The following is a 24,460-nucleotide window of genomic DNA, read 5'->3' on the forward strand; positions in this document are numbered from 1 at the left end:
ACCGCACCCGGCGTGGAGCCGACGTGTGCCAGCGAGGAGGTTCGGTGACCACGGCGACCAGGGCGTACGTCTCCCGGCTCGCCGGGATGCCCGTCTTCGACCCCAACGGGGACCGCGTCGGCAAGGTGCGGGACGTCGTCGTGGCGCTGCGCGTCGGCACCGCACCGCCGCGGGTCCTGGGCCTGGTCGTCGAGGTGGTCGCCCGCCGCCGCATCTTCGTGCCCATGGGCCGGGTGACCGCCCTCGACCCGGGTTCGGTGGTGCTCGGGTCCGGGACGCTGAACCTCAAGCGGTTCGAGCAGCGGCGCGGCGAGACCCTCGTCCTCGGCGAGCTGCTCGACCGGCGGGTGCAGATCTCCGAGTCCGGCCGCCCCGCGCACGTGGTCGACGCCGGCATGGAGCAGACCCGCACCGGTGACTGGGTGCTCTCCAAGCTCGCCGTCCAGGAGCCGGGCCGGCTCGGCCGCCGCGGGCAGCTGCACCAGCTCAACTGGGACGAGGTGACCGGGCTGGCCCTCCCCGAGACCGGGCAGGGCGCCGAGACGCTGATCGCCACCTACCGGGAGCTCAACGCGGCCGACCTCGCCCACGCGCTGCAGGACCTGCCGATCAAGCGGCGGCACGAGGTCGCCGAGGCGCTGGACGACGAACGGCTGGCCGACGTCCTCGGTGAGCTGCCCGAGGCCGACCAGATCACCATCCTCGGCACGCTCGAGGAGAGCCGGGCCGCCGACGTGCTCGAGGTGATGGACCCCGACGACGCCGCCGACCTGCTGGCCGAGCTGTCCAACGTCGACCGCAACCGGCTGCTGGAGCTCATGGAGCCCGACGAGGCCGAGCCGGTGCGCCAGCTGCTGCAGTACTCCGAGGACACCGCCGGCGGGATCATGACCAGCGAGCCGGTGATCCTGACCCCCGACGCCACGATCGCCGAGGCGCTGGCCCGGGTGCGCGATCCCGAGCTGACCCCCGCGCTGGCCAGCCAGGTCTACGTCTGCCGGCCGCCGTCGGCCACGCCCACCGGCCGCTACCTGGGGCTGGCGCACATCCAGCGGCTGCTGCGCGAGCCGCCGTCCACCCTGGTCAGCGGCGTGCTCGACGACATGGAGCCGCTGCGGCCGGAGGCGCCGCTGGCCGAGGTGACCCGGTACTTCGCGACCTACAACCTGGTCGCGGCGCCGGTCGTCGACCCGCAGGGCCGGCTGGTGGGCGCGGTCAGCGTGGACGACGTCCTCGACCACCTGCTGCCCGACGACTGGCGCGAGCGGGCCCGCCGTGGCTGAGGGGCGCCGGCTCGACGTCCCGCGGGGGGCGCGTGGCTTCGGCAGCTTCCTGCGGCTGGACCCCGACGCCGTCGGCCGCTTCGCCGAGGCCATCGCCCGGTTCCTGGGCACCGGCCGGTTCCTCGCCGTCCAGACGGTGCTCGTGACCGTCTGGATCCTGCTCAACGTCTTCGCCGTCCGGCTGCAGTGGGACCCGTACCCGTTCATCCTGCTGAACCTGGCCTTCTCCACCCAGGCCGCCTACGCCGCGCCGCTGATCCTGCTGGCGCAGAACCGGCAGGCCGACCGCGACCGGGTGCAGGCGGAGGAGGACCGCGCGCGGGCGGCCACCACCCGCGCCGACACCGAGTACCTCGCCCGGGAGCTGGCCGCGCTGCGGGTGGCCATCGGCGAGCTCGCCACCCGCGACTTCATCCGCAGCGAGCTCAACCGGCTGGCCGAGGACAGCACCGAGGACGGCGAGAAGCGGGAGAAGAAGGCGAAGAAGAAGCGCGACGCCGTCACCCGCGACGCGATGGGCTGATCAGCCCAGCAGCTGCGCCAGCACCTCGAGGCCGCGGGCGGCCAGCCAGGTCGCGGGCGCCAGCAGGACCAGCGCCCACAGCCGGGTGCGGCCCGACCGGGGCAGCACGGCGACCAGGACCACGGCGACGACGGCGTCGACCCAGCCCTGGACGGGGTGCGCGGTGCGGAAGCCGGGCCCGGCCCCGCCGGTGAGCGTCCAGAGCAGGGCGGCCGCCTCGCCCCCGGCGAGGGTCACGCCGGCGGTGAGCGCGACCACCGCGCCCGGCAGCAGGCCGGCGCGGCGGGTGGCCCACCAGCAGCCGGCCGCGGTGGCCGCGACGGCGGTGGCCGACAGCACCAGCCACGCGGGCAGCAGCGGGCTCCAGCCGAAGCCGAGCACCCAGGCCGCCCACGCGTAGTAGGCCAGCGTCATCGCGGCGAAGAAGACCGCCGCGCGTACGGCGGCCGCCCCGACCGTGGGGGCCGTCCGGCCGACCAGCGCCACCGCGAGCACCCACGCCGCGGGGTAGCTGCCGAGGTCGGCGGCCCAGGACAGCCCCGACTCGTCGGCGGCCTTCGCCACGACGCCGGCCAGCAGGCCGGACAGCAGAGCCCACGACAGCGCCCGCGGAGTGACGGCGGACTCACTGCGGGTGGCGGTCACCGCCGCATGATCGGTCGGGCGCCCGGCCCGGCGTCGGCGACCCGCCGGGCCGGCCGGTTCCGTCGTACCCCTGCGGCACGATCGGGTCGTGACGCGCACGCACACCGTCACCGGGTCGCCGATCGGCCCGCTGACGCCGGTGGCCGAGGACGGCGCGCTGGTCGCGCTGTACCTGGACCCGCCCGACGCGGCCGCGCTCGGGGCGCGGGACGACGCCGCCCTCACCGACGTCGTCCGCCAGCTCGGCGAGTACTTCGCCGGCGAGCGGACCGCGTTCGACCTCCGGCTGCGGCCCTCCGGCAACGAACTGCAGCTGGCCGTCTGGCGACTCATGGCGGAGATCCCCTACGGCGAGACCCGCTCCTACGGCTCGCTGGCCCGACGGCTCGGCGCCCGGACCCTCGCCCAGGCGGTGGGCGCGGCCTGCGGGCGCAACCCGCTGCCGGTCGTCGTCCCGTGCCACCGGGTGATCGGCGCCGACGGGAGCCTCGTGGGCTTCGGCGGCGGGCTGCCCCGCAAGCGGTTCCTGCTCGACCTGGAGCAACGCGGCCAGCGGTTGTTCTGACCCGCGACTCAGCCGGTGAGGACGTGCACCAGCGCGCCCGCGCCCCCGGCCAGCACGAGGACGACGATGAACGGGGCGCGCAGGGCCAGCGCCAGCGCCGCCACCGCGAGCCCGGCCAGCCGCCCGTCGACCACGATCCGGCCATCTGTGGTCAGCGCCTGGACGGCGACCAGCGCGGCCAGCAGCGCCGCCGGGACGAAGTCGACGACCCGGGCCACCCAGGGTTGCTCCACCCAGGCCGCCGGCACCGACAGCCCGGCCAGCTTGAGCACGTAGCAGCCCAGCGAGCCGGCGATGACGGTCACCCACAGCGCGGTCCCGCTCACGTCTCCTCCTCCGCCGCCACCCGCGGCCGCCCGGCGAGGGCGACCGCCACCACCGCGACGATCACCTGCACGCCCGCCGGGACGAACGGGGTGAGGGCCAGGGCCACCACCGCGCCCCCCGCGGCCACCCGCCGCTGCACGGCCGCCTCCGGGAAGGGACGCCGCAGCCGCGGCCACAGCAGCGCCAGGAAGGCGGCCGGGACGACGGCGTCCAGCGCGGCCAGCGCGGCACCGCTGAGCGCGGCCGCCCCCAGCGAACCGACCACCGTGGTGAGGTTCCAGACCAGGAAGATCGTGCCGCCGCCGGCGAGGAAGGCCAGCCGGGCGAGCTTCCGATCGGGCGCTGCGATCGCCAGGGCCGTCGTCTCGTCGATGACCCAGTGCGCCGCAGCGGCCCGCCGGAGCACCCCCCGGGGACGCAGCAGCGGCACCAGCCGGACGCCGTAGACCGTGTTGCGGGTGCCCAGCAGCAGCGCGCTCCCGACCGCGGCCGCCGCGCCCCCGCCGGCACCCAGGACGCCGACCAGCGCGAACTGCGAGGCGCCGGTGAACATCACCAGCGACATGGTCATGGCCTGCCAGAGGTCGAGCCCGGCGGCGTCGGCGGCCGCCCCGAAGGCGACCCCGTAGAGGCCGACCGCCAACCCCAGGCCGACCGCGTCGCGCAGGGTCGCGGAACGGTCGGCGGACACGCGAGGGAGGCTAGCCACCGGGTCGGACGCTCCCTGACGGCTCCCCGGGTGCGTACCGGATCACCCCTGCGCGGGCCGGTGGTACGTCCGCGCCGCCGTACAGTGGCAGGAGACCCGTGTGCGCAGGTCGCCGCCCTCGGCGGGCCGGCCGGGTCCCCCCGTCGAAGGAGACAGACGAACACCATGTCCGACCAGCTGACCGGCGCGCCGGCCCTCGACGCCGTCACCGCCGCTCTGGCCACCGTCCAGGACCCGGAGATCAACCGTCCGCTCACCGACCTGGGCATGGTCAAGGACGTGCAGATCGACGCCGACGGCACCGTCCGCGTCGAGGTCTACCTGACCGTCTCGGGGTGCCCGATGCGGGAGACGATCACCAACCGCGTCACCGAGGCCGTGTCCGCCGTCCCCGGTGTCACCGCGGTCCAGGTCGGGCTCGACGTCATGAACGACGAGCAGCGCGCCGAGCTGCGCCGCACCGTCCGCGGGACCGACGCCGCCGACCCGGTCATCCCGTTCGCCCAGCCCGGCTCGCTCACCCGCGTGTACGCCGTCGCCTCCGGCAAGGGCGGCGTCGGCAAGTCCAGCGTCACGGTGAACCTGGCCGCGGCCCTGGCCAAGCGCGGACTGTCGGTGGGCGTCGTGGACGCCGACATCTACGGCCACTCGGTGCCGCGGATGCTCGGGGTCGACGACAAGCCGACCCAGGTCGACAACATGATCATGCCGCCGCAGGCCTACGGCGTGAAGGTCATCTCGATCGGGATGTTCACCCCGGGCAACACCCCGGTGGTGTGGCGCGGGCCGATGCTGCACCGCGCGCTGCAGCAGTTCCTCGCCGACGTGTGGTGGGGCGACCTCGACGTCCTGCTGCTGGACCTGCCGCCCGGCACCGGCGACGTCGCGATCTCCATCGCCCAACTGCTGCCCAACGCCGAGATCCTGGTCGTGACGACGCCGCAGCTGGCCGCCGCCGAGGTGGCCGAGCGCGCCGGCGCGATCGCCACCCAGACCCACCAGCAGGTCGTCGGCGTCATCGAGAACATGTCGTGGCTGGACCTGCCCGACGGCTCCCGCATGGAGGTCTTCGGCTCCGGCGGTGGCGAGACGGTGTCCGAGGCGCTGACCCGGACGCTGGGCGCCCGCGTCCCGCTGCTCGGCCAGATCCCGCTGGACACGCGGGTCCGCGAGGCCGGCGACGCCGGCGCCCCGGTGGTGCTCGCCGACCCGGAGTCCACCGCGGCGCGGGCGCTGACCGCCATCGCCGACGGCCTGGCCACCCGCCAGCGCGGGCTGTCCGGCATGTCGCTGGGGCTCACCCCGGTCCGCCGCTGACCTGAACGCGGCAGAGGCCGGTTCCCCGCCAGGGGAACCGGCCTCTCGCGTCTTCTGCCGACCGCGACAGTGCGGGCGTTCCTCGTGCAGTGCCGGTCCTGCAGCGCCCGCAGCGCACGAGGAACGGCGGCGATCACACCGGCCGAGGGCTCAGGTGGCATCCGGGTCGAACGGCGGCGGGGTCGCCGCGTCCCGGGTGCGGACGGCGTTGCGCGCGGCCACCGCTCCGCCGGTCGCGGCCAGCCCGGCCGAGCCGGTGGCGCTGCCCCGGCGGGCGGTCGGACCGTCGTCGTCGGCGAGCAGCTGGTTCCGGATGAAGGTCCTGGGGTGGTACTGGCGCAGGTCGAGGTCGCGCAGCTTGGCCAGGTCGTCGCCCAGCGACTCGTCGACCTGGGCGCGGACGCCGGTGATCGCCTCGCGCACCTTCTTCAGCCCGGTGGCGGCGTCCTTGGCCAGGTGCGGCAGCCGCTCGGGCCCGAAGATGAACAGCGCGGCCAGCGCGAGGACGACGATCTCGCCCCAGCCGATCGAGTCGAACACCCACCGCTCCTGTCTCCCGCGGCCCGGCACCGCCGCGGCCTCCCAGGGTATGCGGGCCGGGCCGCCGGGTCAGCGCCCCGATCCGGGGGGATGCCGCTCAGGCGGTGCCCAGCGTCGCCTCGACCGTCGTCGACGACCCGTTGCGCACCAGCTCGACGGTGACGGTCTGGCCCGGGTCGTGGGCGTCGATCGCGACGACCAGCTCCTCGGAGCTGCCCACCGGCTGGTCCTCGACGGCGATGATCACGTCCTGCTCGCGGATGCCCGCGGTCGCCGCCGCGCTGCTGGGCTCCACGTTCACCACCAGGGCGCCGTCCCTAGTGCCGTCGGTGACCGAGCGCGCGTTCACGCCGAGGGAGGCGTGCACGGCCTCCCCAGTGCTGATCAGCTGCTGGGCGATGTCCCGGACGGTGTCGATCGGGATCGCGAAGCCCAGCCCGACGCTGCCGCCGCCGAGCGAGGCGATGGCGGTGTTGATCCCGATGACCTCGCCGGCGCCGTTGACCAGCGCCCCGCCGGAGTTGCCGGGGTTGATCGGCGCGTCGGTCTGCACGGCGCTGATCACCGCGTTGGTGTCGCTGCCCTCCCCCGACAACCGCACCGGGCGGTCCAGGGCGCTGACGATCCCGCTGGTCACGGTGCTGGCCAGGCCCAGCGGCGAACCGATCGCCACGACCGGGTCACCGACGACCACCGAGTCCGAGGTGCCCAGCGCCGCGGTGAGCAGGCCGGGCTTCTCGACCTTGAGGACGGCGATGTCGCTGGCCGGGTCGCGACCGACGATGCGGGCCGCGGAGCCGCTGCCGTCGGAGAACACCGCACGGATCTCGGCGCCCTCGACGCCATCGGCGCCGGAGATGACGTGGTTGTTGGTGACGATGTAGCCGTTCTCGCCGTCGACGACCACGCCGGACCCGGTGGCGCCGGCCTCCCCGAGGCGCACCTCCACCGACACGACGGTGGGGGTCACCCGCTCGGCGATGTCGGAGACCGACCCGGGTTCGCGGGAGATGCCCTCGTCGGTCTCGTTGAGCTGGGTGCCCGGCGCGAGCAGCGGCGTCTCGTCGGCGGTGCGGGTCAGCAGGTAGCCGGCGGCACCCCCGACGGCCCCGACCAGCAGCACGGCGAGCAGGACGAGGACCGACAGCCGGATCGACAGGTCCCGCAGCCGCAGCTTCTTGCGGCCCCGGCCGTCGACGACGAGCGGGCCGTCCTGCTCGGACTCCTCCTCGAAGACCGCCGGGCCGGTGAGGGCGGCCGGCGCGTGCGGGTCGCGCCAGGGGTCGGAGCGGGCGTCGGCCTTCCACCACGGTCCGGCGGAGGTGCGCCGGCGGCCGGGACGACCGCCGGGCGGCTCCTCCAGCCCGCGGCGGCCGGGGCCGGGCGGCGCGAAGGCGCGCAGCACCGCCTCGGGCGGCGGCGGGAGCACCGGGCGCGGCGGCGGGGTGGGCCGGTCGCCGGCGAAGCTCCCGGGGACGGCGGCGGGGCGCCCGAATGCGGCCTGCTGGGCGGGGTCGGCCGCCACGGGGCGGACCACCGCGGGGCGGGTGGGAGCGGGGGGCGGGTCGAAGGGGCCGACGCCCTCCCGCGGCCGGGCGAAGGCCTCGTCGGGCACCGGGGCGCCCTCCTCCGCGGAGCCGGCAACCGGAGGCCGCAACTCGTCCGGGGTCCGCGGGTTCTCGGGCAGCGGGTCCTCCCCGGACGGTGGGTCGGTGCGGGTGTTCAGGGCGTCCCACCCGGGGTGCCGGTGGCGGCCCGGCTCACGGTGAAGGCCCGCACCACCGGCGGCACGATCTCGGTTCGCTCCTCAGCGGAGGGACCGGCCACCGACGCCGGCGGCCGGTCGTTGCCCGCGGCACCGCCTGTGGGCAGGTTGAGCGCGAGCGCGGTCACGCCGAGGCCGAGGCCGGCGAGGGCACCGGCGACACCGCGCCGCAGCCAGCGCGCCTGGCCGGGGCGGTCGGGCTCGGCCGGCGCGGGGTCCAGCGGGACGGCCCAGGACCCGCCCGCACCGCGCACGGTCAGCTGACCCGGACCGGCGCTGACCGACCCCATGCCTCCCCCGGGCACGTCCGCGGTGAACGGGATCGCCCGCAACCGGGACAGCAGATCACCGGGGACGGCGACGTCGGAGGAGTCGTGCAGCGCCGCCTTGGCCTCCCGCTGGGCCTGCACGGCCATGCGGCACTGGGCGCAGCCGGCGAGATGACGAGCGGCGCGGGCGGCCGGGCCGCCACCGAGCTCGCCGTCCACCAGCGCGGTGATCGCCTCCTGCGCCAGGTGGCTCTCCGGGATGTTCACCCCGCGCTCCCCTCGACGACACCACGCGCGGGGACCGCCGGCCGGCGCGGAGCCAGGTGGGCGAGGGCCTCGCGCAACTGGACGCGGCCCCGGTGGATGCGGCTGCGGACCGTGCCGAGCTTGATGCCCAGGGTGGCCGCGATCTCCTCGTAGGTCAGCCCCTCGATGTCGCACAGCACCACGGCCACCCGGAACTCCGGCGACAGGGCGTCCAGCGCCGCCTGCACCTGCGGGTCGAGGTGGGTGTCGGCGTAGACCTGCTCGGGGCTGGGCGCGGTGCCCGGCAGCCGCTCGGTGTCCTCGGGCAGCGCGTCGAACCGGATCCGCTGCCGGCGGCGCACCATGTCCAGGAACAGGTTCGTGGTGATGCGGTGCAGCCAGCCCTCGAAGGTGCCCGGCGAGAAGTCCGCCAGCGAGCGGAACACCCGGACGAAGGTCTCCTGGGTGAGGTCCTCGGCGTCCTGCGCGTTGCCGGACAGCCGGTAGGCCAGCCGGTACACCCGCGCGGAGTGGTCGCGCACGACCTGCTCCCACGTCGGCGCCACCCAGGCCTCGACGCCGGCGGCGGGCACGTCCGGGCCCGGGGCCGGCGAGGCGGGGACGGCGTCGCTCACGGTCCCAGGATCGCAGACGGACTCCGATCCCGACCCCCGGACGTCGGTGGGTCGATCGGGCACTGCTCGCTCGGAGGGCACGCCCTGTCCAACGGACCGGTGATTCCCCGGTGTTCCCGTTCACAGCGAGCTCACAGCTGCGCCGGTCGCGGGGGGCACGGCGGGAAGGGCCACTACCCTCGGCCGGTGATGACCCGGAGTCGAGCAGTGAGCGCTCCGAGGACGACGGGTCGGCGAGCGACCCGCGAGGAGCTGATCGACGCCGGAGCCCTGCCGTGAGCGCCGAGGGGCCGCGGCCGGGCCGGGACGGCGCCGCGTACGCCGACCGCTTCGCCGCCGAGACCCCCGCCCTGGCCGCGGCGCGCGCCCGCGCGGACCGGCTCGCGGGTCCCGCGCCGGTGGAGCCCGCCGTCGGCGCCACGCTGGCGGTCCTCGCCGCGAGCGGCGGCGCCCGCGCGGTGGTGTCCATCGGCAGCGGTGGCGGGGTGGTCGGCCTCTGGCTGCTCGAGGGCATGCGCCCGGACGGGCTGCTCACCGCCCTCGACGGCGATCCCGAGCAACTGCGCGCCGCGCGCCGGGCCTTCGGCGAGGCCGGGCACCCGGCCGGCCGCACCCGGACGATCTTCGGCACCCCGGCGGAGGTGCTGCCGCGGCTGTCCCCGGGCGCCTACGACATGGTGGTCTGCGCCGGACCGCCGACCGAGTACGCCGCGCACCTCCAGGGCCTGCTCGACCTGGTGCGGGTGGGCGGCACGGTCGCCTGCCACGGCCTGCTGGAGGGCGGTCGCATCGCCGACCGCAGCGCCCGCGACGAGCAGACGGTGACCTGGCGGGAGCTGGCCCGCAGCATCCGCGAGCACGAGGACCTCACCTCCGCCGTCCTGCCGATCGGGGCGGGACTGCTGGTGGCCACCAGGCGCCGATAGCGCCGTCAGCCGAACGGGTACTCGGCCACCGGCTCCCACGGGCCGCCGCGGTAGCGCCACAGTCCCAGGCCGCGCGCCCGCACCCGCTCGGGCGTGAACTGCGCGGCCAGCCGGTCGCGCAGTGCCCGGGCGACCCGGGGTTCGGCCTTGTTCTGCACGGTGACGTGCGGAGCGAACCGCTGCCGGTCCTGCCGGGTCAGCCACGGCTCCCAGGCCGCGGCGAGCCGGTCGCGCAGTGCGGCCAGTTCCGGCGACTCGAGGGTGTAGGCCACACCGCGGCCGAGCAGCCGCAGGCCGGTGACCGCGACCGCGAACGGCGGCCGGGCGACCACGGCGGCCAGGTCGGCGGCGACGGCGTCCACCTGGTCACCGGGCAGGGCGTGGAAGAGCGTGACGTGCGCGGCCAGGTGGTTGCGCTCCGGCGGGAAGTGCGCCGCACGCAGCCGGTCGAACCGCTCCTGGGCCTCAGAGCCCAGCAGCAGGGTCACGACCAGTGGGAACGTGCGGGAGCGGCCCTCGTCCAGGGACCCGGCCCGAGCGGAGCGAGGGTCGGGGGGTGGTGACGTGCTGGAGCGGCCCTCGTGCAGGGACCCGGCCCGAGCGCAGCGAGGGTCGGGGGGCACGAGGGTCCTTCCTCAGACGTGGGCGCGGGCGCCCTTCCCCAGCACGGTGACCCCACCGGCGCTGACGTGGTAGCGCTCGCGGTCGGCGGCCAGGTCCACCCCGATCCGCGCCCAGTCCGGGACGACGACGTTCTTGTCCAGGATGGCCCGCCGGACGTAGGCGCCCTCGCCGACGTACACGCCGTCCATGAGCACGCTGTCCTCGACCCGGGCGCCGCGCTCCACGCGGACCCCCGGCGAGACCACCGAACTGTGCACCGAGCCGCCGCCGATGATCGCGCCGGCGCTGACCATGGACTCCTCCGCGCGGCCGCCGAGCACGAACTTCGCCGGGGGCTGCTGCGGGGGCAGGGTGAGGATCGGCCAGCGGTCGTTGTAGAGGTTGAAGATCGGGGTGACCGACACCAGGTCCATGTGCGCGTCGAAGTAGGAGTCGAGCGTCCCGACGTCGCGCCAGTAGCCGTGGTCGCGCTCGGTCGCGCCCGGGACGATGTTGGTGGAGAAGTCGTAGACGTACGCGTCCCCGGCCTCGGCGAGCATCGGCATGATCGAGCCGCCCATGTCGTGCGCCGAGTTCTCGTCCTCGGCGTCCGCGCGCAGGGCCTCCAGCAGCGCGTCGGTGGTGAACACGTAGTTGCCCATGGAGGCGAAGCTCTCCTCGGGCGAGTCGGGCAGGCCCGGCGGGTCGGCCGGCTTCTCGAGGAAGCCGCGCACCTTGCCGGCGGCGTCGGCGTCGATGACGCCGAACCCGGTGGCCTCGTGCCGGGGCACCCGCAGGCCGGCGATGGTGACGCCGGCGCCGGTCTGCAGGTGCTGGTCGATCATCTGCGCCGGGTCCATGCGGTAGACGTGGTCGGCGCCGAAGACGACGACGATGTCGGGCCGGGCGTCGTAGATGAGGTTCAGGCTCTGGAAGATCGCGTCGGCGCTGCCGGTGTACCAGCGCGGGCCGAGCCGCTGCTGCGCCGGCACGGGGGTGATGTAGTTGCCCAGCATCTGCGACAGCCGCCACGTCGTCGTGATGTGCCGGTCGAGGCTGTGGCTCTTGTACTGGGTGAGGACGGCGATCTGCCGGATCTCGGCGTTCACCAGGTTGGACAGGACGAAGTCGATGAGGCGGTAGTTGCCCCCGAAGGGCACCGCCGGCTTGGCCCGGTCCTGTGTCAGGGGCGCGAGTCGCTTTCCCTCACCACCAGCCAGGACGATGCCGAGAACCCGAGGACCGCCGCGCATGTGACGCAACGTAGCCGTTGAGCGGGGCGTTCGCCGCACCGCGCCGCACGGCGCCGCCCCCTAGGGTGAGGTCCGTGCGGATCGGGATGGTGACGAGGGAGTGGCCGCCGGACGTGTACGGGGGCGCGGGGGTGCACGTCGAGCACCTCGCCGCGGCCCTCCGCTCGCTGCCGGCGGGTCCACAGATCGACGTCCACTGCTTCGGCGACCCCCGGTCCGACGCGACCGGCCACCCGGTCCCCGAGGGGCTGCGCTCGGCCAACGGCGCGCTGCAGGCCCTGGGCGTCGACGTGGAGATCGCCGGGGCGCTGGCCGACGCCGACCTGGTGCACAGCCACACCTGGTACGCCAACGCCGCGGGCCTGTTCGCCGGCCTGGTGCACGGCACGCCGCACGTGGTGACCGCCCACTCCCTCGAGCCGCGCCGGCCGTGGAAGGCCGACCAGCTCGGCGGCGGCTACCGGCTGTCGTCCTGGGTGGAGCGCACCGCCTACCTCGCCGCGGACGCGGTGATCGCCGTCAGCGCCGGCATGAAGGCCGACGTGCTCACCGTCTACCCCGACCTCGACCCGGCCCGGGTGCACGTCGTCGGCAACGGGGTGGACGCCGAGGCCTACCGGCCGGTGGACGCGCCGGACGTCGTCCGCGGCCTCGGGGTCGACCCCGACCGGCCCTACGCGCTGTTCGTCGGCCGGATCACCCGGCAGAAGGGGGTCATGCACCTGCTGCGGGCCGCCGAGCAGCTGCCCGCCGAGGCCGGCCTGGTGCTGTGCGCCGGTGCGGCCGACACCCCGGCCGAGCGCCAGCAGGTCGCCGACGCGGTCACCGAGCTGCAGTCCCGGCGCGACGGCGTGGTGTGGATCGAGGCGATGCTGCCCCGCGAGCAGCTGGTGCCGCTGATCACCGGCGCGACCGTCTTCGTCGTCCCCTCGGTCTACGAGCCGCTGGGCATCGTGAACCTCGAGGCGGCGGCCTGTGGCACCGCCGTCGTCGCCAGCGCGGTGGGGGGCATCCCCGAGGTGGTCGACGACGGCCGGACGGGCCTGCTGGTCGCCTACGACCCCGACGACACCGCGGCCTTCGAGGCGGGCCTGGCCGCGCGGATCGCCGAGCTGCTGGCCGATCCGGACCGGGCCGCCCGCATGGGCGCCGCGGGCCGTGAGCGGGTGCTGGCGGAGTTCGGCTGGCCGGCGATCGCCCAGCAGACGGTCGGGGTCTACTCCGCCGTCCTCGGCGACGGAGGCTGACCGGCCGCCGCTGGTACCGTTCCCCCGCCGGCGGCTCGCCGGCGGCGCTCGCGCAGCGAAGACCGGTGGGAACCCGGCGCTGTCCCGCAACTGTGATGGTCCCTGTCGACCTGAGCCAGATCGCCTGCCCCGCGTCGTGTACCGACCCTCGCGGCAGGGGTCGCGCACCGGGCGTCGGGTGCCCGTGGGCGGCGCCGGCCGCCGACGAGAGGCCTCCGTTGCCCCGCACCACCCGCCGGCGTGCCCCCGCCGCGCTGCTCCTCCCGCTCCTCCTGGTCCTCTCGGCGTGCGCCGGGGACGACTCGGCTGCGGAGGCGACCGGCCCGTCGCCGGCCTCCGACGGCGCGTTCCCCGTCACCGTTGCCGGCGACGACGGCGACCTCACGCTCGAGCAGCGACCCGAGGCCATCGTCTCGATGTCGGCCTCGGCGACCGAGATGCTGTTCGCCATCGGCGCCGGCGAGCAGGTCGAGGCCGTCGACAGCACGTCGGACTTCCCCGCCGAGGCGCCGACCACCGACCTGTCGGCGTTCACCCCGAACGCCGAGGCCATCGCGGCGTACGCGCCGGACCTCGTCGTCCTCAGCGACGACATGAACGGCATCGTCGACGCCCTCGACGCGCTGCAGGTGCCGACCCTGCTGCTGGGCGCGGTCGACGGCCTCGAGGACAGCTACGCCCAGATCGAGACGCTCGGCGCGGCCACCGGCCACACCGAGGAGGCCGCCGACGTGGTCGCCGACGTGCAGGACCGCATCGCCGCCGCGGTGGACTCCGTCGCCGACGAGGCCCGGGGCCAGCGGGTCTACCACGAGCTCGACCCGAGCTTCTACTCCGCGACCAGCGAGACGTTCATCGGCAGCGTCTACGCCCTCTTCGGCCTCGAGAACATCGCCGACGGGGCGGCCGATCCCGCCGGCGGCTACCCGCAGCTGTCCGCGGAGTACGTCGTCGGCCAGGCGCCGGACCTCGTCGTCCTCGCCGACACGCTGTGCTGCGCCCAGGACGCCGCCGCGCTGGCCGCGCGGCCGGCGTTCGACACCGTCCCCGCCGTCCAGCAGGGCCGGGTCCTGGCGGTCGACGACGCGGTGGCCTCCCGCTGGGGACCGCGCGTGGCCGACTTCGCCGAGTCCGTCGCCGCCGTCCTGCGGGGCTGAGCGCAGCCGCGATGACGGCCCCGGCGGACGCCCCCACCGCACCCCCCGCCGTCCGGCCCCGCCGCCGGACGGCGGGGGTGCTCGTGGCGTGCGCGGCCGTGCTCGTGCTGGCGCTGCTCGCCGGGGTGTGGGTCGGTGCACTGGCCCTGCCCCCCGGTGCGGTCGTCGCGACGCTTGCCGACCGCGCGCTCGCCCCGCTGGGCGTCGACGTGCCCGGCGGCCTGGAGGGCACCGGTGCCGCGGTGCTGCTGCAGCTGCGGCTGCCGCGCGTGGTCCTCGCCGCGCTGGTCGGCGCCGGGCTGGCCGTCTCCGGCGCCGCCTACCAGGCGGTGTTCCGCAACCCGCTGGCCGACCCGTACCTGCTCGGGGCGGCCGCCGGTGCGGGGCTGGGCGCCACGCTGGTGATCGCCTACGCGCCGGGGACGTCGCTCGGGCCGGTCGGCGTCGTCCCGCTGGCGGCGTTCGCCGGGGCCCTGGCCGGCGTCGGCGCGGCACTGCTGCTCGGCACCGCCGCCGGCGGGTCGCACAGCGCCACCCTGCTGCTCGCCGGGGTCGCCGTCGCCTCCTTCCTGGCGGCCGCGCAGACCCTCGTGCAGCAGCAGAACACCGACGACCTGCGCGAGGTGTACGGCTGGCTGCTGGGCCAGCTGGGCCGGGCGCAGTGGTCCGACGTCGCGCTGGTGCTGCCCTACCTGGGCCTGGCCTGCGCGGTCCTGCTGCTGTGCGGGCGGGCGCTGGACGTGCTGGCGGTGGGCGACGACGAGGCCCGCTCCCTCGGCGTGCACCCCGGTCGGGTGCGGCTGCTGGTGGTCCTCGCGGCGTCGCTGGCGGCGGCCTCCGCCGTGGCGGTCAGCGGGCTCATCGGGTTCGTGGGCCTGGTCGTCCCGCACATCACCCGCCGGCTGGTCGGCGGGTCCAACGCCCGCGTCCTGCCGGCCGCCCTCCTCGTCGGGGGCGCGTTCCTGGTGCTGGCCGACCTGGTGGCCCGGGTCGTCCTGGCCCCGGCCGAGCTGCCGATCGGCGTGGTGACCGCGTTCGTCGGCGCCCCGTTCTTCGCCGGCCTGTTGTGGGCGGGGGCCCGGCGGCGGTGAACGGCGGTGCCCGGGTGGAGGTCATCGGGTTGTCGGCCGCGTTCGGCCGCACGCGGGTCCTCGAGGACGTGCGGCTCGACGTGGCGCCCGGCGGGTGGACGGCCGTCATCGGCCCCAACGGCGCGGGGAAGTCGACGCTGCTGCGGGCGGTGCTCGGCGCTCACCCGCACGAGGGCCAGGTCCGCGTCGACGGCGTCCCCACCACCGGCATGCCGCGCCGGGAGCGGGCCCGCCACCTCGCGTACGCCCCGCAGCGCCCGGTGGTCCCCGAGGGCGTGACCACCGCCGACTACGTGACCCTCGGGCGCACCCCGCACCGCTCGCTGCTGGCCGCTCCCCGCGCCGGGGACCGCCAGGTGGTGGCGGACGTGATGGCGCGGCTGGAGCTCACCGGGCTGGCCGGCCGACCGCTGTCGACGCTGTCCGGCGGGGAGCAGCAGCGGGCGGTGCTGGCCCGGGCCCTGGCCCAGCAGCCGCGCGTGCTGCTGCTGGACGAGCCGACCGCGGCCCTGGACCTGGGGCACGCCCAGCAGGTGCTCGACCTGGTCGACCGGCTGCGCCGCCAGGACGGGCTGACCGTGCTGAGCACGCTGCACGACCTCAGCCTCGCCGGCCAGTACGCCGACCGGCTGGCCCTGCTCTCCGCGGGCCGGGTGGTGGCCGAGGGGACGCCGGCCGAGGTGCTCACCGCCGAGGCGCTGGCCAGCCACTACGGGGCGCGGGCCCGGGTCGTGCCCGGTCCGCACGGCCCCGCCGTCCTGCCGCTGCGCGCCGCCCCGGGCGGGGACGGGAACTGACCGGCGCCGGAGGGATACGGATCGAACCGATCCGCTTCCGGGGGTGCACGGGCCTCGGATGGCGCATGATCAGCCCGTGTCGATCGCCGAGCGCTTCCACGCCGCGGTGGACGACGTCTCCGACGCCGGCCTCGCCGGTCCGGAGCTGCTCCCGGTGCGGCTGTCCCGGGCGGCGGCCCGGATCCTGGGTGTCGACGGCGCCGGCCTGAGCGTCCTCGACGGCGCGGGGCGGCGGATCCCGCTCGGCGCCAGCTCGGAACAGGCCGCGCTCGCTGAGCGGCTGCAGTTCACCGCCGGCAGCGGGCCGTGCGAGACCGCGCAGCTGCACCGCGAACCGGTCTTCGCGGCCTCCGCCGACCTGGAGCGCCGCTGGCCGACGTTCGCCGGGCTGCTGACCGAGCTGACCCCGTACCGGGCCGTCGTGGCCCTGCCGCTGGGCGAGACGCTGGCCGGCAAGGGGGCCATGGACCTGCTCTTCGCCGAGGAGGCGTCGGTCCCCGACCTCGACGTCTTCGAGGCCATGGCCGTCGGTGACCTGGTGTCCTCCGCCCTCGGCGAGGCCGCCGTCTGGTCGCCGTGGTCCCCGCGGGGCGGCCCCGCCTGGCTGCACGGGCCGGCCGCGCGGGCACGGGCGACGGTGTGGGAGGCGGTCGGCCGGCTGAGCATGTCGCTGGACACCGACACGCCCGCGGCGCTGGACCTGCTGCGGGCCGCGGCGTTCTCGGCCGGGCGGGCGGTGGACGACCTGGCGACGGACCTGGTGGCCGGCCTGCTCGACCCGGCGGAGCTGCGGCCCGGCGGGGGCACGCCGTCGGGCTGACCCCGGCCTGCTCACCGTCCGTCAGGAACTGGTTGCATTTCCCCCCGTGATTGGGGGTAGGGGACCCCCGTCGTTGTGATGTGGCTCGCCGCGGGAGGCGTTGCGACACTGGGGCCCGCACCGGCACAGCAGCCCCTGGTCGGACCCCGGCAACGCCGCTGGGTACGGTGCCCAGCGCTCGTGCCGCGGCCAGGGAGGGAGGTGACTGGTGATCAGGGTCCTGCTCGCCGACGACCACGCGTTCGTCCGCGACTCGCTCACCGAGCTGCTCTCCGCCTCCGGCGACGTCACGGTGGTCGCCCAGTGCGAGGACGGGGAGCAGGTGCTCGACGCCGCCCGGCGCACCCGGCCCGACGTCGTCCTCCTCGACCTGGCGATGCCGCGCGTGACCGGGCTGCAGGCGGCGCGGGAACTGCTGGCCGAGCAGCCGGAGTCACGGGTCGTCGTCCTCACCGGGTCTCTGACGCCGGCCCTGGTCAAGGAGGCCCAGGAGATCGGGGTGGTCGGCTACCTCCTCAAGGACGACGATCCCGGCGCCCTCCCCGAGCACGTGCGGACGGTCGCCGCCGGTGGTACGGCCTGGAGCGACGCGGCGGCCTCGGCCACTGACTCCATCGGGTGAACCCCGGTGTGACGTCAGCAACGAAACAGCGCAGTCTCGGTCACGCTGTGTTCCGACTCGCTCGTCGGGCGTGGCGCCGGGTGAGGACCTAGGTCCCGCGTTGACCCAGGACCTCTGGCCAAACGACCTACGACTCGGGTCCCATATCGGCGCCCTCCCACGCAGGTGGTCAGGGCACTGACACTACGGGGGTTCCCATGGCGCTCGCTCAGATGGACCGGCATGCCCGGCTCGACCAGGCCCGGGTCCTGGTCGTCGACGACCACCGGACGTTCGCCGAACTGCTGTCCGGGGCGTTGTCCTCGGCCGGCATGACGGCGATCGGGACGGCGAACTCGGCCGCCCAGGCCGTCGCCATGGCGCAGGACCTGCAGCCCGACATCGTGGTGATGGACATCGAGATGCCCCGCCAGGACGGGCTGGCCGCCACCCGGCGTGTCCGCGAGGTCGCCCCGCGGGCGGTCGTGGCCGTGGTGACCGCGCACCGGGACCCCGACTGGGTCGTCCGGGCGGCGCAGGCCGGCGCGTCGGCGTTCATCCCCAAGGACGGGTCGCTCGCCGAGATGATCGACGTGCTGTCGCGGGTGCAGGCCGGCCAGATGCTCGTCGCCCCGTCCACCTTCGCCGGGGGCCCCACCGCAGCGCCGCCGGCCTCCGCCGACCGCACCGCCCCGCCGCAGCTGACCCGCCGCGAGCAGGAGGTCCTCGACTGCCTGGGCCGTGGCATGCAGGTCAAGGCGATCGCCCGGGTCCTCGGCATCACCCTGGAGACTTGCCGCGGCTACGTGAAGTCCCTGCACGCCAAGCTCGGCGTCCGTTCCCAGCTCGAGGCGGTCGTCAAGGCCCAGCAGCTGGGCCTGCTCGGCTCCCTGAATGACCGCTGAGCTCTCCCACTCCTCCTCCGACAGCTCCACCCGCGCGACCAGGTCGCGCCGCCGCCCCCCTGCCCGGGGTGGCGCGGGCCCGCGCCGGGAGCTGGCGGCCTTCTGCGCGACCGCGCTGCTGGTCCTGCTCGCGGTGTCCGCCGGCACCATCTGGGTCAGTGAGCGCATCGCGCGGGCGAACGCGCTGGCGGAGGCCGAGCGGGGCGCCGAGCGGCTCGGCCGCCTGCTCGTCGCGCCGGTGCTCGCCGACGCGCTGGCCGGGGTGGACGGCCGGTGGGAAGAGCTCGACCGGAACGTGCAGAACCGGATGAGCGACGGCTCGGTGACCCGCATGGTGGTCTGGCGGGCCACCGGCGAGGTGCTCTACGCCAGCGAGCCGGGCCTGCAGGGCCGGGTCATCGGCCCCTCCGACGACCTGCTCGCCGCGATCGGCGGGGAGACCGTCTCCGACGTCGACGAGGAACCGGAGACCTCGCCGCAGGCCGGCGGGGTCATGCTCGAGGTGTACGCACCGCTGGACGTGCGCGGCGAGCGGCTGGCGTTCGAGGCCTACTTCGCCTACGAGGGGATCGACCGGCAGGCCGCCCTCCTGCGCGGCGAGATCATCCCCATGGCCATCGGGGCCCTGGTCGTGCTCCAGGTGGTGCAGATCCCCATCGCCACGTCCCTGGCCCGGCGGGTGCGCCGCCAGGAGGCCGAGCGCGCCACGCTCATGCAGCGCAACGTCGAGGCCTCCGAGCGCGAGCGCCGCGCGATCGCCGCCGACGTCCACGACGGGCCGGTGCAGGACCTCGCCGGGGTCAGCTACGCGCTGTCGGCCCTGCGCGGCAGCCTGCCCGAGGAGCGACAACCGACGGTCGACCGGCTGGTGGGCGCCGTCCGCCACGCCGTCCAGTCGCTGCGGCGGCTCATGGTCGACATCTACCCACCCGACCTCAGCGGTCCGGGGCTGGGGGCCGCGATTTCCGACGTCGCCGAGCCGCTGCGGACCCAGGGGGTCGACGTCCTCATGGACGCCGCTCCCCTGCCGGAGATGACGCCCGACGCCGCGGCCGCCCTCTACCGCACGGCCAAGGAGGCGCTGGCCAACGTGGCCAAGCACGCCAAGGCCCAGCACACCTGGATCACCCTCGAGGAGACCGAGCTGCGCGGCGCGCGGGCGGTGCGGCTGGAGATCGCCGACGACGGCGTGGGCTTCCCGGAGGACGGCACCGACCGCCGCGAGGAGGGGCACCTGGGGCTGTCCCTGCTGCGTGACCGGATCGTCGACCTGGGGGGCACGGTCACCCTCACGGAGCGGCAGGGTGGCGGCGCGCTGCTCATCGCCGTCGTACCGCTGCGCCGCGACGAGTGACGCCACAGCTCCGTGCCACACCGGGGCGGACCCCCCCATTTGCGGGAGGTGCACCACCCCTGGGAGCGGCTGTGACCGGGGCGTCGGACAGGCGAGAGTTCCCCTACCCGATCGGTAGTGAGGAGCCGCCCGATGGACACGCCCAGCCGGCACCGCCGCTCCACCCTCCCGGTGTGGTCCGAGGGGAGTGCGCGGTGACCGTCGTCGACACCGCCCCGGCCACTCCCCCCGCCGCGCCCGCGCGCCGGCGCGCCCCCCGGTGGCAGCTGGTGGCCGCGCTGGCGATGGCGGCCGCAGGGGTCCTGCACGTGGCCACAGCCGTCGACCACCTGGAGTCCGGTGAGCTCGCCGTCGGCTTCTTCCTGCTGACCGCGCTGGCACAGGTCGGCCTGGCCGCCTGGCTGCTGCTCACCGCCTGGGCGGGCAGACGGCCCAGCCGCGAACTGGTCGCCTTCGGGCTGCTGGGCACGGTGGGCCTGCTGGGCCTGTACCTGCTGGCACACACCACCAACCTGCTCGACGCCTTCGCGGTGCACGACGTCGCGGCCGGTCACGCGCACGACGTCGCCGGGCGGGACACCGTCGCCGTGGACCCGATCACCGGGGTGCGGTTCGCCGACGGGATGCCGATCGCCTCCGACGGACCGGTCGCGATGGACGGCCCCACGGTGCAGCCGGCCGGGCACGGACCCGAGGCTCTGGGGACGGCGACGGTCGCGGTCGAACTGCTGGCGATGACCGCGCTCACCGCGCTCCTCCCGTCGTCCTGGCGCGGTCGCGCCACCAACGCCCTCCTCGCCCTGGGCGCACTCGCCTGGGTGCTCTGGCTCACCGGCGTCCTCGGGTGAGCCGTACCCCCCGATCTGCCGCCGTGGTCACCGGTGACCCCCGCACCGGTGGCCGCGGCGGTGCCCTGTTCGCCCGGCTGCGGGGGGCGGTGGCGTGGGGGGCCGTCGGCCTGGCCGTGCTGTTCACCGCGAGCCTGGTCGGCCTGCTCCCGGTGCAGGTGATGCGGGTCGACTCCGTCAGCATGCAGCCGACCGTCTCCCCCGGCGACCTGCTGCTCGTGCAGCACTGGCACGGCGCGGTCCACCGCGGGGACGTCGTGGCCGTGGAGAGCCCCCTCGAGGACCTGCTGCTGGTCAAGCGGGTCGTCGGGCTGGGCGGGGACCAGGTGGCCATCGAGGACGGCGTCCTCGTGGTGGACGGCGCCGCGGTCTGCGAGCCGGCGATCGACCCCGCGCTGCTGGACGGCGTCTACTTCGGCCCGGTGACCGTGCCGGAGGGCTCGTTGTTCCTGCTCAGCGACAACCGTGACGGCGCCATCGACTCCCGCGCCTTCGGGGCGGTCCCCGAGGACGCGCTGGTCGGCGCCGTGAGCGGGCGCCTGTGGCCCTCACCGGGTTCGCTGCCCTCCCCCTACGAGGGCTGCTGAGCGCACGCTCTCACCGGGGCCACGGTCGAGATCACGGGATCTCGCAGGTCCAGCCGCCCGCCGAGCGTGTGAGATCGCGTGATCTCGCCGGGGAGGCCGACCGGGGCGCGGGTCGTCAGCCGCGGACGGGGCCCTCCGCCGCCGAGGACGTCAGGTCGTCGGCGGAGCGGGACAGCTCGTGCCACAGCTTGTTGGTGTCGTTGAGCTGACGTTCCACGCCGGTGAGCGTCACGTGCACCGGGATGCCCGGCCGGCCGCCCACCTTGACGAGGAAGCGGCCCCGGCCCGGGGGCTCGGCCTCGGCGCCGGTGCCGGGGTTCCAGGCCGGCGGGTCCTGCCAGCCGACCAGCAGGTCCTGCTCGGCGTGGGTGAGCGGGACGGCGGAGGTGAGCATCGGCATCTCCGCCGACGGCAGCCCGCCACAGATGACCATGCCGGAGCGCTCGACGAAACCGCGCGCCTTCATCCGGTCCTCCTCGCTGGGGAGGGCCAGCAGGTCGCTCATGGTGTGGCTGACCATCGCCATGCCGACGCCGCGCTGCCGGTTCAGGCGGGTGAGGGCGTCGACCCGGTCGACCATGCCCCGACCGGCGCGCAGCGCCCGCCAGAGCTCGTCCAGGACGACGAAGTGGTGCCGGCGCGGCTCGAGGCCGGCGTCGGCCAGCGCGTGCGCGACGCTGATCGTCCCGAAGCCGGCCGACCAGCAGGCCAGCAGCACGGCCGCCTGCAGGTCGGTCTGGGCGTCGTCGATGCTCGAGACGTCGAAGACGACCGGGCGGTCGCGGCGCATCGGCGTGGTGGTGGGCTCGGCGAAGATGCGGCCCAGCCGCCCGCCACCGGTCAGCCCGACCAGCGTGGCCTCGAGGTCCTCGGTGACGTCGTCGTAGCGGCTGCGGTCGCCGCGGTCGAGGGCGGCGGCGCGGACGTCGTCGGGCGCGGCCCGGAGCACCTCGAGCAGGTGGTGCAGCGTCGGGGCGCCCAGCCGGGCGGTGTCGTGGGTGTCGTCGAGGACGCGCAGCGCCCGGTCGAGGACGGTCTCCTCGCGGTCGGTGGGCGGCGTCCCGCGCATGACCGTGATGAGCGCGGAGACGATCGCGTGTCGGCGTCCGTGCGCGTCGGCGAGCACCTGCTCGCGGGCGTCGCCGGTCAGCCGGGCCGCGGCCGCCACCGCCTCACCGGGGTCGAGGACGTTGAGGTGCCCGCGGCCCCGGCCGAGCCGGATGACCTGGCCGCCGATGGCCTCCACCAGGTCGACGTAGTCGGGCTTGAGGTCGCCCAGGACCATCGGCAGGACGCCGTAGCCGGCCAGCCCGAGGGCCATCCGGCGGACCACGGTGGACTTGCCCAGGCCCGGCCTGCCCAGCACGAACGCCGACGGGTTGCTGATCAGGTTGGCCCGCTGGAACCAGCTGATCGGGTCGCAGCACAGCGTCGCGCCGGAGAGCAGGTTGCGGCCCAGCGGCACCCCGGTCATCGGCGTCCCGGCGCCCACGGCGAACGGCCACAGCCCGCAGGCCTGAACGGTCGTCGCCCGCCACTCGTCGGGCGCCTGGACGTAGGTCGAGGCGCCCCGACCGCGCCCGGACCAGCCGCGGGGCGCGGGCCCCGGGGCCGGCGCCGTCCGCTTCGTCGACCGGTGCTTCACAGCGCCTCCCGGAGCTCACGGGGCACGGCCAGGTGCGCCGAGGGGACGATGCCCAGCGGCAGCGCGGCGGCGAACGCCGAGTCCTGCGAGCCGTACACCGGACGCAGCTGGGTGCGGGCGGTCGCCGACAGGTTGTCGACCGCGGCGCGGACGACGTCGAGCGCGGCCCGCGGGTCGTCGATCAGGTCGGCGTCGGCCACGGTCGCCGTCACGAGCATCGCGAAGTCGACCAGCCCGGCGCCGCGGGCCTCCTCCTCGGCGCTGAGCGCCGCCGCCCGCTGCTCCAGCAGCACCCGCGCGGTGGGCCGGGAGGACGACGACGCGCGGAAGTCCGCCGTGCGCTTGTCCTGCTCGACGATCCGGGCGGCGCGGCCGGCGTCGAGCGGTCGGTACAGCAGCGTGACCCGCTTGCGGTCGATGTCGGGGTGCGGCGCGACGAGGTCGGCCAGCACCGAGGAGTACACCTCGCCGCGCGGCGCCTCGGTCATCGACCAGGTCACCGACAGCCCGCCGTCGTGGCGGTACCAGCCCCAGCCGGCCTGCGCGGCGGCCGGTCCGACGTCCGACCAGCGCAGCTCGGGGGTGCCGCCGGCGGTGCGGGCCTCGTCGAGCGCCGCCGCCACCGACGGGTCGTAGGCCACCCGGATCGCCTCGCACAGCTCCTGGGCGGTGGCCGGGCGCACCGCGCCGGCGCCGGTGGCGTTGAGCCCGGCGGTCAGGCCCGGCAGGCGGGTGCCGATGTCCCGGGCGACGTCCTCGTCGTTCCGCCGCCGTCCACCGGACCGGCCGGCCGTGGTGAAGGTCAGGGAGACGTAGGCGGTCACCGTGGCCGACCCGGCCGGGTAGGTGTCGACGACCTCCCGCAGCATGGCCAGCGCGACGTCGGGCGCCCGCGGGTCGAGGTGCGTGCCGACCTCGTGGCGCAGCCGGGTGCCGGAGTCCGGCGCGGTCTCGAGGGTCACCGACGCCGCCACCAGGCCCGGCTCGTTGCCGAGCGCGCCCAGCCAGGCGCCCCAGTGCGCCACCCAGGTGTCGACCTGCTCGTCGTCGACCAGGGAGGCGCCGTCGGGCTCGGTGACCAGCACGACGGTGGCGTGCCGCGTGGCCGGGACGGTGACCAGCGCGAAGGGCCGGCCGTAGGAGTCCTCCCACTCCGAGAGGCGGGACGCCGCGGCCAGCCCCGGGAGCGAGAAGGTGCCCTGCGGGGTGCGCCCGAGCGGCCCGGAGCGGTAGAGGTGCGCCCCGCCGCGCCGGGCCCGGGTCCAGCCGACGCGGGTGGACAGCCGCTGCACCCCCGACCGGTGGTGGCGGTCGCGGACCACCAGCAGCGCGAGCAGCAGGCCGACGACGGCGCCGGCGACCACCGCCTCGAGGAGGCCGACCAGCACCAGGGTGGCGATCACCCCGATGAGGCCGGCCAGCAGCAGGGCGGTGCCCAGGATGCCCAGGCTGCCGAGCCCGGGGCTGGCCGGGCGGCGCCAGTTGCCGTACGTGCGGGGCTGGGCGGGGGCGGGGGGCGCGACGGTCACGGGAGCGGGTCCTCCACGTCGGGTCGGGGCGTCGGGACGGGACGGGCCTCGGAGGAGCTGCGGGTGGCGCCCGCGCGGAACGGCTCGGTCACGGGCCCGGCCACCGGGACCGGCTCGGCGCCCCTAGTGCGCTCGAGACCACGACCGCCGGTGCCCAGGCGGGCCGCGGAGTGGGGGGGGGGGGGGGGGGGGGGGGGGGGGGGGGGGGGGGGGGGGGGGGGGGGGGGGGGGGGGGGGGGGGGGGGGGGGGGGGGGGCGGGGGGGGGGGGGGGG

At 75.9% G+C, this 24,460-nt stretch carries 26 protein-coding genes; 15 read left to right on the forward strand and 11 right to left on the reverse strand.

Features of this window, described 5'->3' with window-relative positions; all coding sequences use genetic code 11:
* Positions 1–44: 44 nt before the first annotated feature.
* Positions 45–1,283: a magnesium transporter MgtE N-terminal domain-containing protein gene (locus ACI79D_RS22010; RefSeq protein WP_456920638.1), complete on the forward strand. Its 1,239-nt coding sequence runs from the start codon at positions 45–47 to the stop codon at positions 1,281–1,283.
* Positions 1,276–1,806, forward strand: a complete 531-nt coding sequence (locus tag ACI79D_RS22015; RefSeq protein WP_456920639.1) for a DUF1003 domain-containing protein — start codon at positions 1,276–1,278, stop codon at positions 1,804–1,806. Before ACI79D_RS22010 ends, ACI79D_RS22015 begins: the two co-directional genes overlap by 8 nt.
* Here ACI79D_RS22015 and ACI79D_RS22020 read toward each other — a convergent pair whose 3' ends face one another.
* Complete coding sequence (locus ACI79D_RS22020; protein WP_456920640.1) at positions 1,807–2,451, reverse strand: DUF6518 family protein; 645 nt, start codon at positions 2,449–2,451, stop codon at positions 1,807–1,809.
* 88 nt (positions 2,452–2,539) lie between these two features.
* Here ACI79D_RS22020 and ACI79D_RS22025 point away from each other — a divergent pair, with 88 nt between their 5' ends.
* Positions 2,540–3,016 (forward strand): methylated-DNA--[protein]-cysteine S-methyltransferase, encoded by a 477-nt coding sequence (locus tag ACI79D_RS22025; protein ID WP_456920641.1) that lies wholly within the window; start codon positions 2,540–2,542, stop codon positions 3,014–3,016.
* An 8-nt stretch (positions 3,017–3,024) separates the two neighbouring features.
* Here ACI79D_RS22025 and ACI79D_RS22030 read toward each other — a convergent pair whose 3' ends face one another.
* Together ACI79D_RS22030 and ACI79D_RS22035 are read right to left on the reverse strand one after the other, a co-directional pair.
* Positions 3,025–3,342, reverse strand: coding sequence for an AzlD domain-containing protein (locus tag ACI79D_RS22030; RefSeq protein WP_456920642.1), 318 nt, complete (start codon positions 3,340–3,342; stop codon positions 3,025–3,027).
* Positions 3,339–4,034, reverse strand: coding sequence for an AzlC family ABC transporter permease (locus tag ACI79D_RS22035; protein WP_456920643.1), 696 nt, complete (start codon positions 4,032–4,034; stop codon positions 3,339–3,341). Before ACI79D_RS22035 ends, ACI79D_RS22030 begins: the two co-directional genes overlap by 4 nt.
* Positions 4,035–4,217: 183 nt before the next feature.
* Between ACI79D_RS22035 and ACI79D_RS22040 the strand changes: the two genes are divergently transcribed.
* Complete coding sequence (locus ACI79D_RS22040; RefSeq protein ID WP_456920644.1) at positions 4,218–5,369, forward strand: Mrp/NBP35 family ATP-binding protein; 1,152 nt, start codon at positions 4,218–4,220, stop codon at positions 5,367–5,369.
* A gap of 150 nt (positions 5,370–5,519) precedes the next feature.
* Here ACI79D_RS22040 and ACI79D_RS22045 read toward each other — a convergent pair whose 3' ends face one another.
* From ACI79D_RS22045 to sigE, 4 genes are all read right to left on the reverse strand, one after another.
* On the reverse strand, positions 5,520–5,909 hold the full coding sequence (locus tag ACI79D_RS22045; RefSeq protein WP_456920645.1) for a twin-arginine translocase TatA/TatE family subunit: 390 nt from the start codon (positions 5,907–5,909) through the stop codon (positions 5,520–5,522).
* A 97-nt stretch (positions 5,910–6,006) separates the two neighbouring features.
* On the reverse strand, positions 6,007–7,524 hold the full coding sequence (locus ACI79D_RS22050; RefSeq protein ID WP_456920646.1) for a S1C family serine protease: 1,518 nt from the start codon (positions 7,522–7,524) through the stop codon (positions 6,007–6,009).
* A 107-nt stretch (positions 7,525–7,631) separates the two neighbouring features.
* Complete coding sequence (locus tag ACI79D_RS22055) at positions 7,632–8,210, reverse strand: anti-sigma factor (protein ID WP_456920647.1); 579 nt, start codon at positions 8,208–8,210, stop codon at positions 7,632–7,634.
* Positions 8,207–8,824 (reverse strand): RNA polymerase sigma factor SigE, encoded by a 618-nt coding sequence (gene sigE, locus ACI79D_RS22060; RefSeq protein ID WP_456920648.1) that lies wholly within the window; start codon positions 8,822–8,824, stop codon positions 8,207–8,209. Before sigE ends, ACI79D_RS22055 begins: the two co-directional genes overlap by 4 nt.
* Positions 8,825–9,099: 275 nt before the next feature.
* Here sigE and ACI79D_RS22065 point away from each other — a divergent pair, with 275 nt between their 5' ends.
* Entirely contained in the window at positions 9,100–9,750 is a 651-nt protein-coding gene (locus ACI79D_RS22065) for an O-methyltransferase (RefSeq protein WP_456920649.1), read from the forward strand.
* A 5-nt stretch (positions 9,751–9,755) separates the two neighbouring features.
* Here the strand turns inward: ACI79D_RS22065 and ACI79D_RS22070 are convergent, their stop codons facing one another.
* Entirely contained in the window at positions 9,756–10,238 is a 483-nt protein-coding gene (locus tag ACI79D_RS22070; RefSeq protein WP_456920650.1) for a 2'-5' RNA ligase family protein, read from the reverse strand.
* Between the two features lie 147 nt (positions 10,239–10,385).
* Entirely contained in the window at positions 10,386–11,606 is a 1,221-nt protein-coding gene (gene glgC / locus ACI79D_RS22075; protein WP_456920651.1) for a glucose-1-phosphate adenylyltransferase, read from the reverse strand.
* 74 nt (positions 11,607–11,680) lie between these two features.
* Between glgC and glgA the strand changes: the two genes are divergently transcribed.
* The 10 genes from glgA (at position 11,681) to lepB (ending at position 21,013) form a co-directional block, all read left to right on the forward strand.
* The gene (glgA, locus tag ACI79D_RS22080; protein ID WP_456920652.1) at positions 11,681–12,853 is read left to right on the forward strand and encodes a glycogen synthase; all 1,173 of its coding nucleotides are present in this window, start codon (positions 11,681–11,683) and stop codon (positions 12,851–12,853) included.
* A gap of 218 nt (positions 12,854–13,071) precedes the next feature.
* Complete coding sequence (locus ACI79D_RS22085) at positions 13,072–14,010, forward strand: ABC transporter substrate-binding protein (RefSeq protein ID WP_456920653.1); 939 nt, start codon at positions 13,072–13,074, stop codon at positions 14,008–14,010.
* Positions 14,011–14,021: 11 nt separating this feature from the next.
* Positions 14,022–15,101: a FecCD family ABC transporter permease gene (locus tag ACI79D_RS22090; protein WP_456920654.1), complete on the forward strand. Its 1,080-nt coding sequence runs from the start codon at positions 14,022–14,024 to the stop codon at positions 15,099–15,101.
* Positions 15,098–15,898 (forward strand): ABC transporter ATP-binding protein, encoded by an 801-nt coding sequence (locus ACI79D_RS22095; protein ID WP_456920655.1) that lies wholly within the window; start codon positions 15,098–15,100, stop codon positions 15,896–15,898. Before ACI79D_RS22090 ends, ACI79D_RS22095 begins: the two co-directional genes overlap by 4 nt.
* Positions 15,899–15,974: 76 nt before the next feature.
* Entirely contained in the window at positions 15,975–16,718 is a 744-nt protein-coding gene (locus tag ACI79D_RS22100) for a GAF domain-containing protein (RefSeq protein WP_456920656.1), read from the forward strand.
* Positions 16,719–16,926: 208 nt separating this feature from the next.
* Positions 16,927–17,340 (forward strand): response regulator, encoded by a 414-nt coding sequence (locus ACI79D_RS22105; RefSeq protein WP_456920657.1) that lies wholly within the window; start codon positions 16,927–16,929, stop codon positions 17,338–17,340.
* Positions 17,341–17,537: 197 nt separating this feature from the next.
* Complete coding sequence (locus tag ACI79D_RS22110; RefSeq protein WP_456920658.1) at positions 17,538–18,224, forward strand: response regulator; 687 nt, start codon at positions 17,538–17,540, stop codon at positions 18,222–18,224.
* On the forward strand, positions 18,214–19,578 hold the full coding sequence (locus ACI79D_RS22115; RefSeq protein WP_456920659.1) for a sensor histidine kinase: 1,365 nt from the start codon (positions 18,214–18,216) through the stop codon (positions 19,576–19,578). Before ACI79D_RS22110 ends, ACI79D_RS22115 begins: the two co-directional genes overlap by 11 nt.
* A 194-nt stretch (positions 19,579–19,772) precedes the next feature.
* Entirely contained in the window at positions 19,773–20,426 is a 654-nt protein-coding gene (locus ACI79D_RS22120; RefSeq protein WP_456920660.1) for a hypothetical protein, read from the forward strand.
* 23 nt (positions 20,427–20,449) lie between these two features.
* Entirely contained in the window at positions 20,450–21,013 is a 564-nt protein-coding gene (gene lepB / locus ACI79D_RS22125; protein WP_456920661.1) for a signal peptidase I, read from the forward strand.
* 115 nt (positions 21,014–21,128) lie between these two features.
* On the opposite strand, the gene ACI79D_RS22130 is transcribed toward lepB, so the two are convergent.
* Positions 21,129–22,658, reverse strand: a complete 1,530-nt coding sequence (locus tag ACI79D_RS22130; RefSeq protein ID WP_456920662.1) for a hypothetical protein — start codon at positions 22,656–22,658, stop codon at positions 21,129–21,131.
* Positions 22,655–24,187 carry an SCO6880 family protein gene (locus ACI79D_RS22135; RefSeq protein ID WP_456920663.1) on the reverse strand — a complete coding sequence of 511 codons (1,533 nt, stop codon included), beginning with the start codon at positions 24,185–24,187 and terminating at the stop codon, positions 22,655–22,657. The genes ACI79D_RS22130 and ACI79D_RS22135 overlap by 4 nt, the downstream gene beginning before the upstream one ends.
* Positions 24,188–24,460 lie beyond the last annotated feature (273 nt).

Source organism: Geodermatophilus sp. SYSU D00708 (assembly GCF_054050115.1).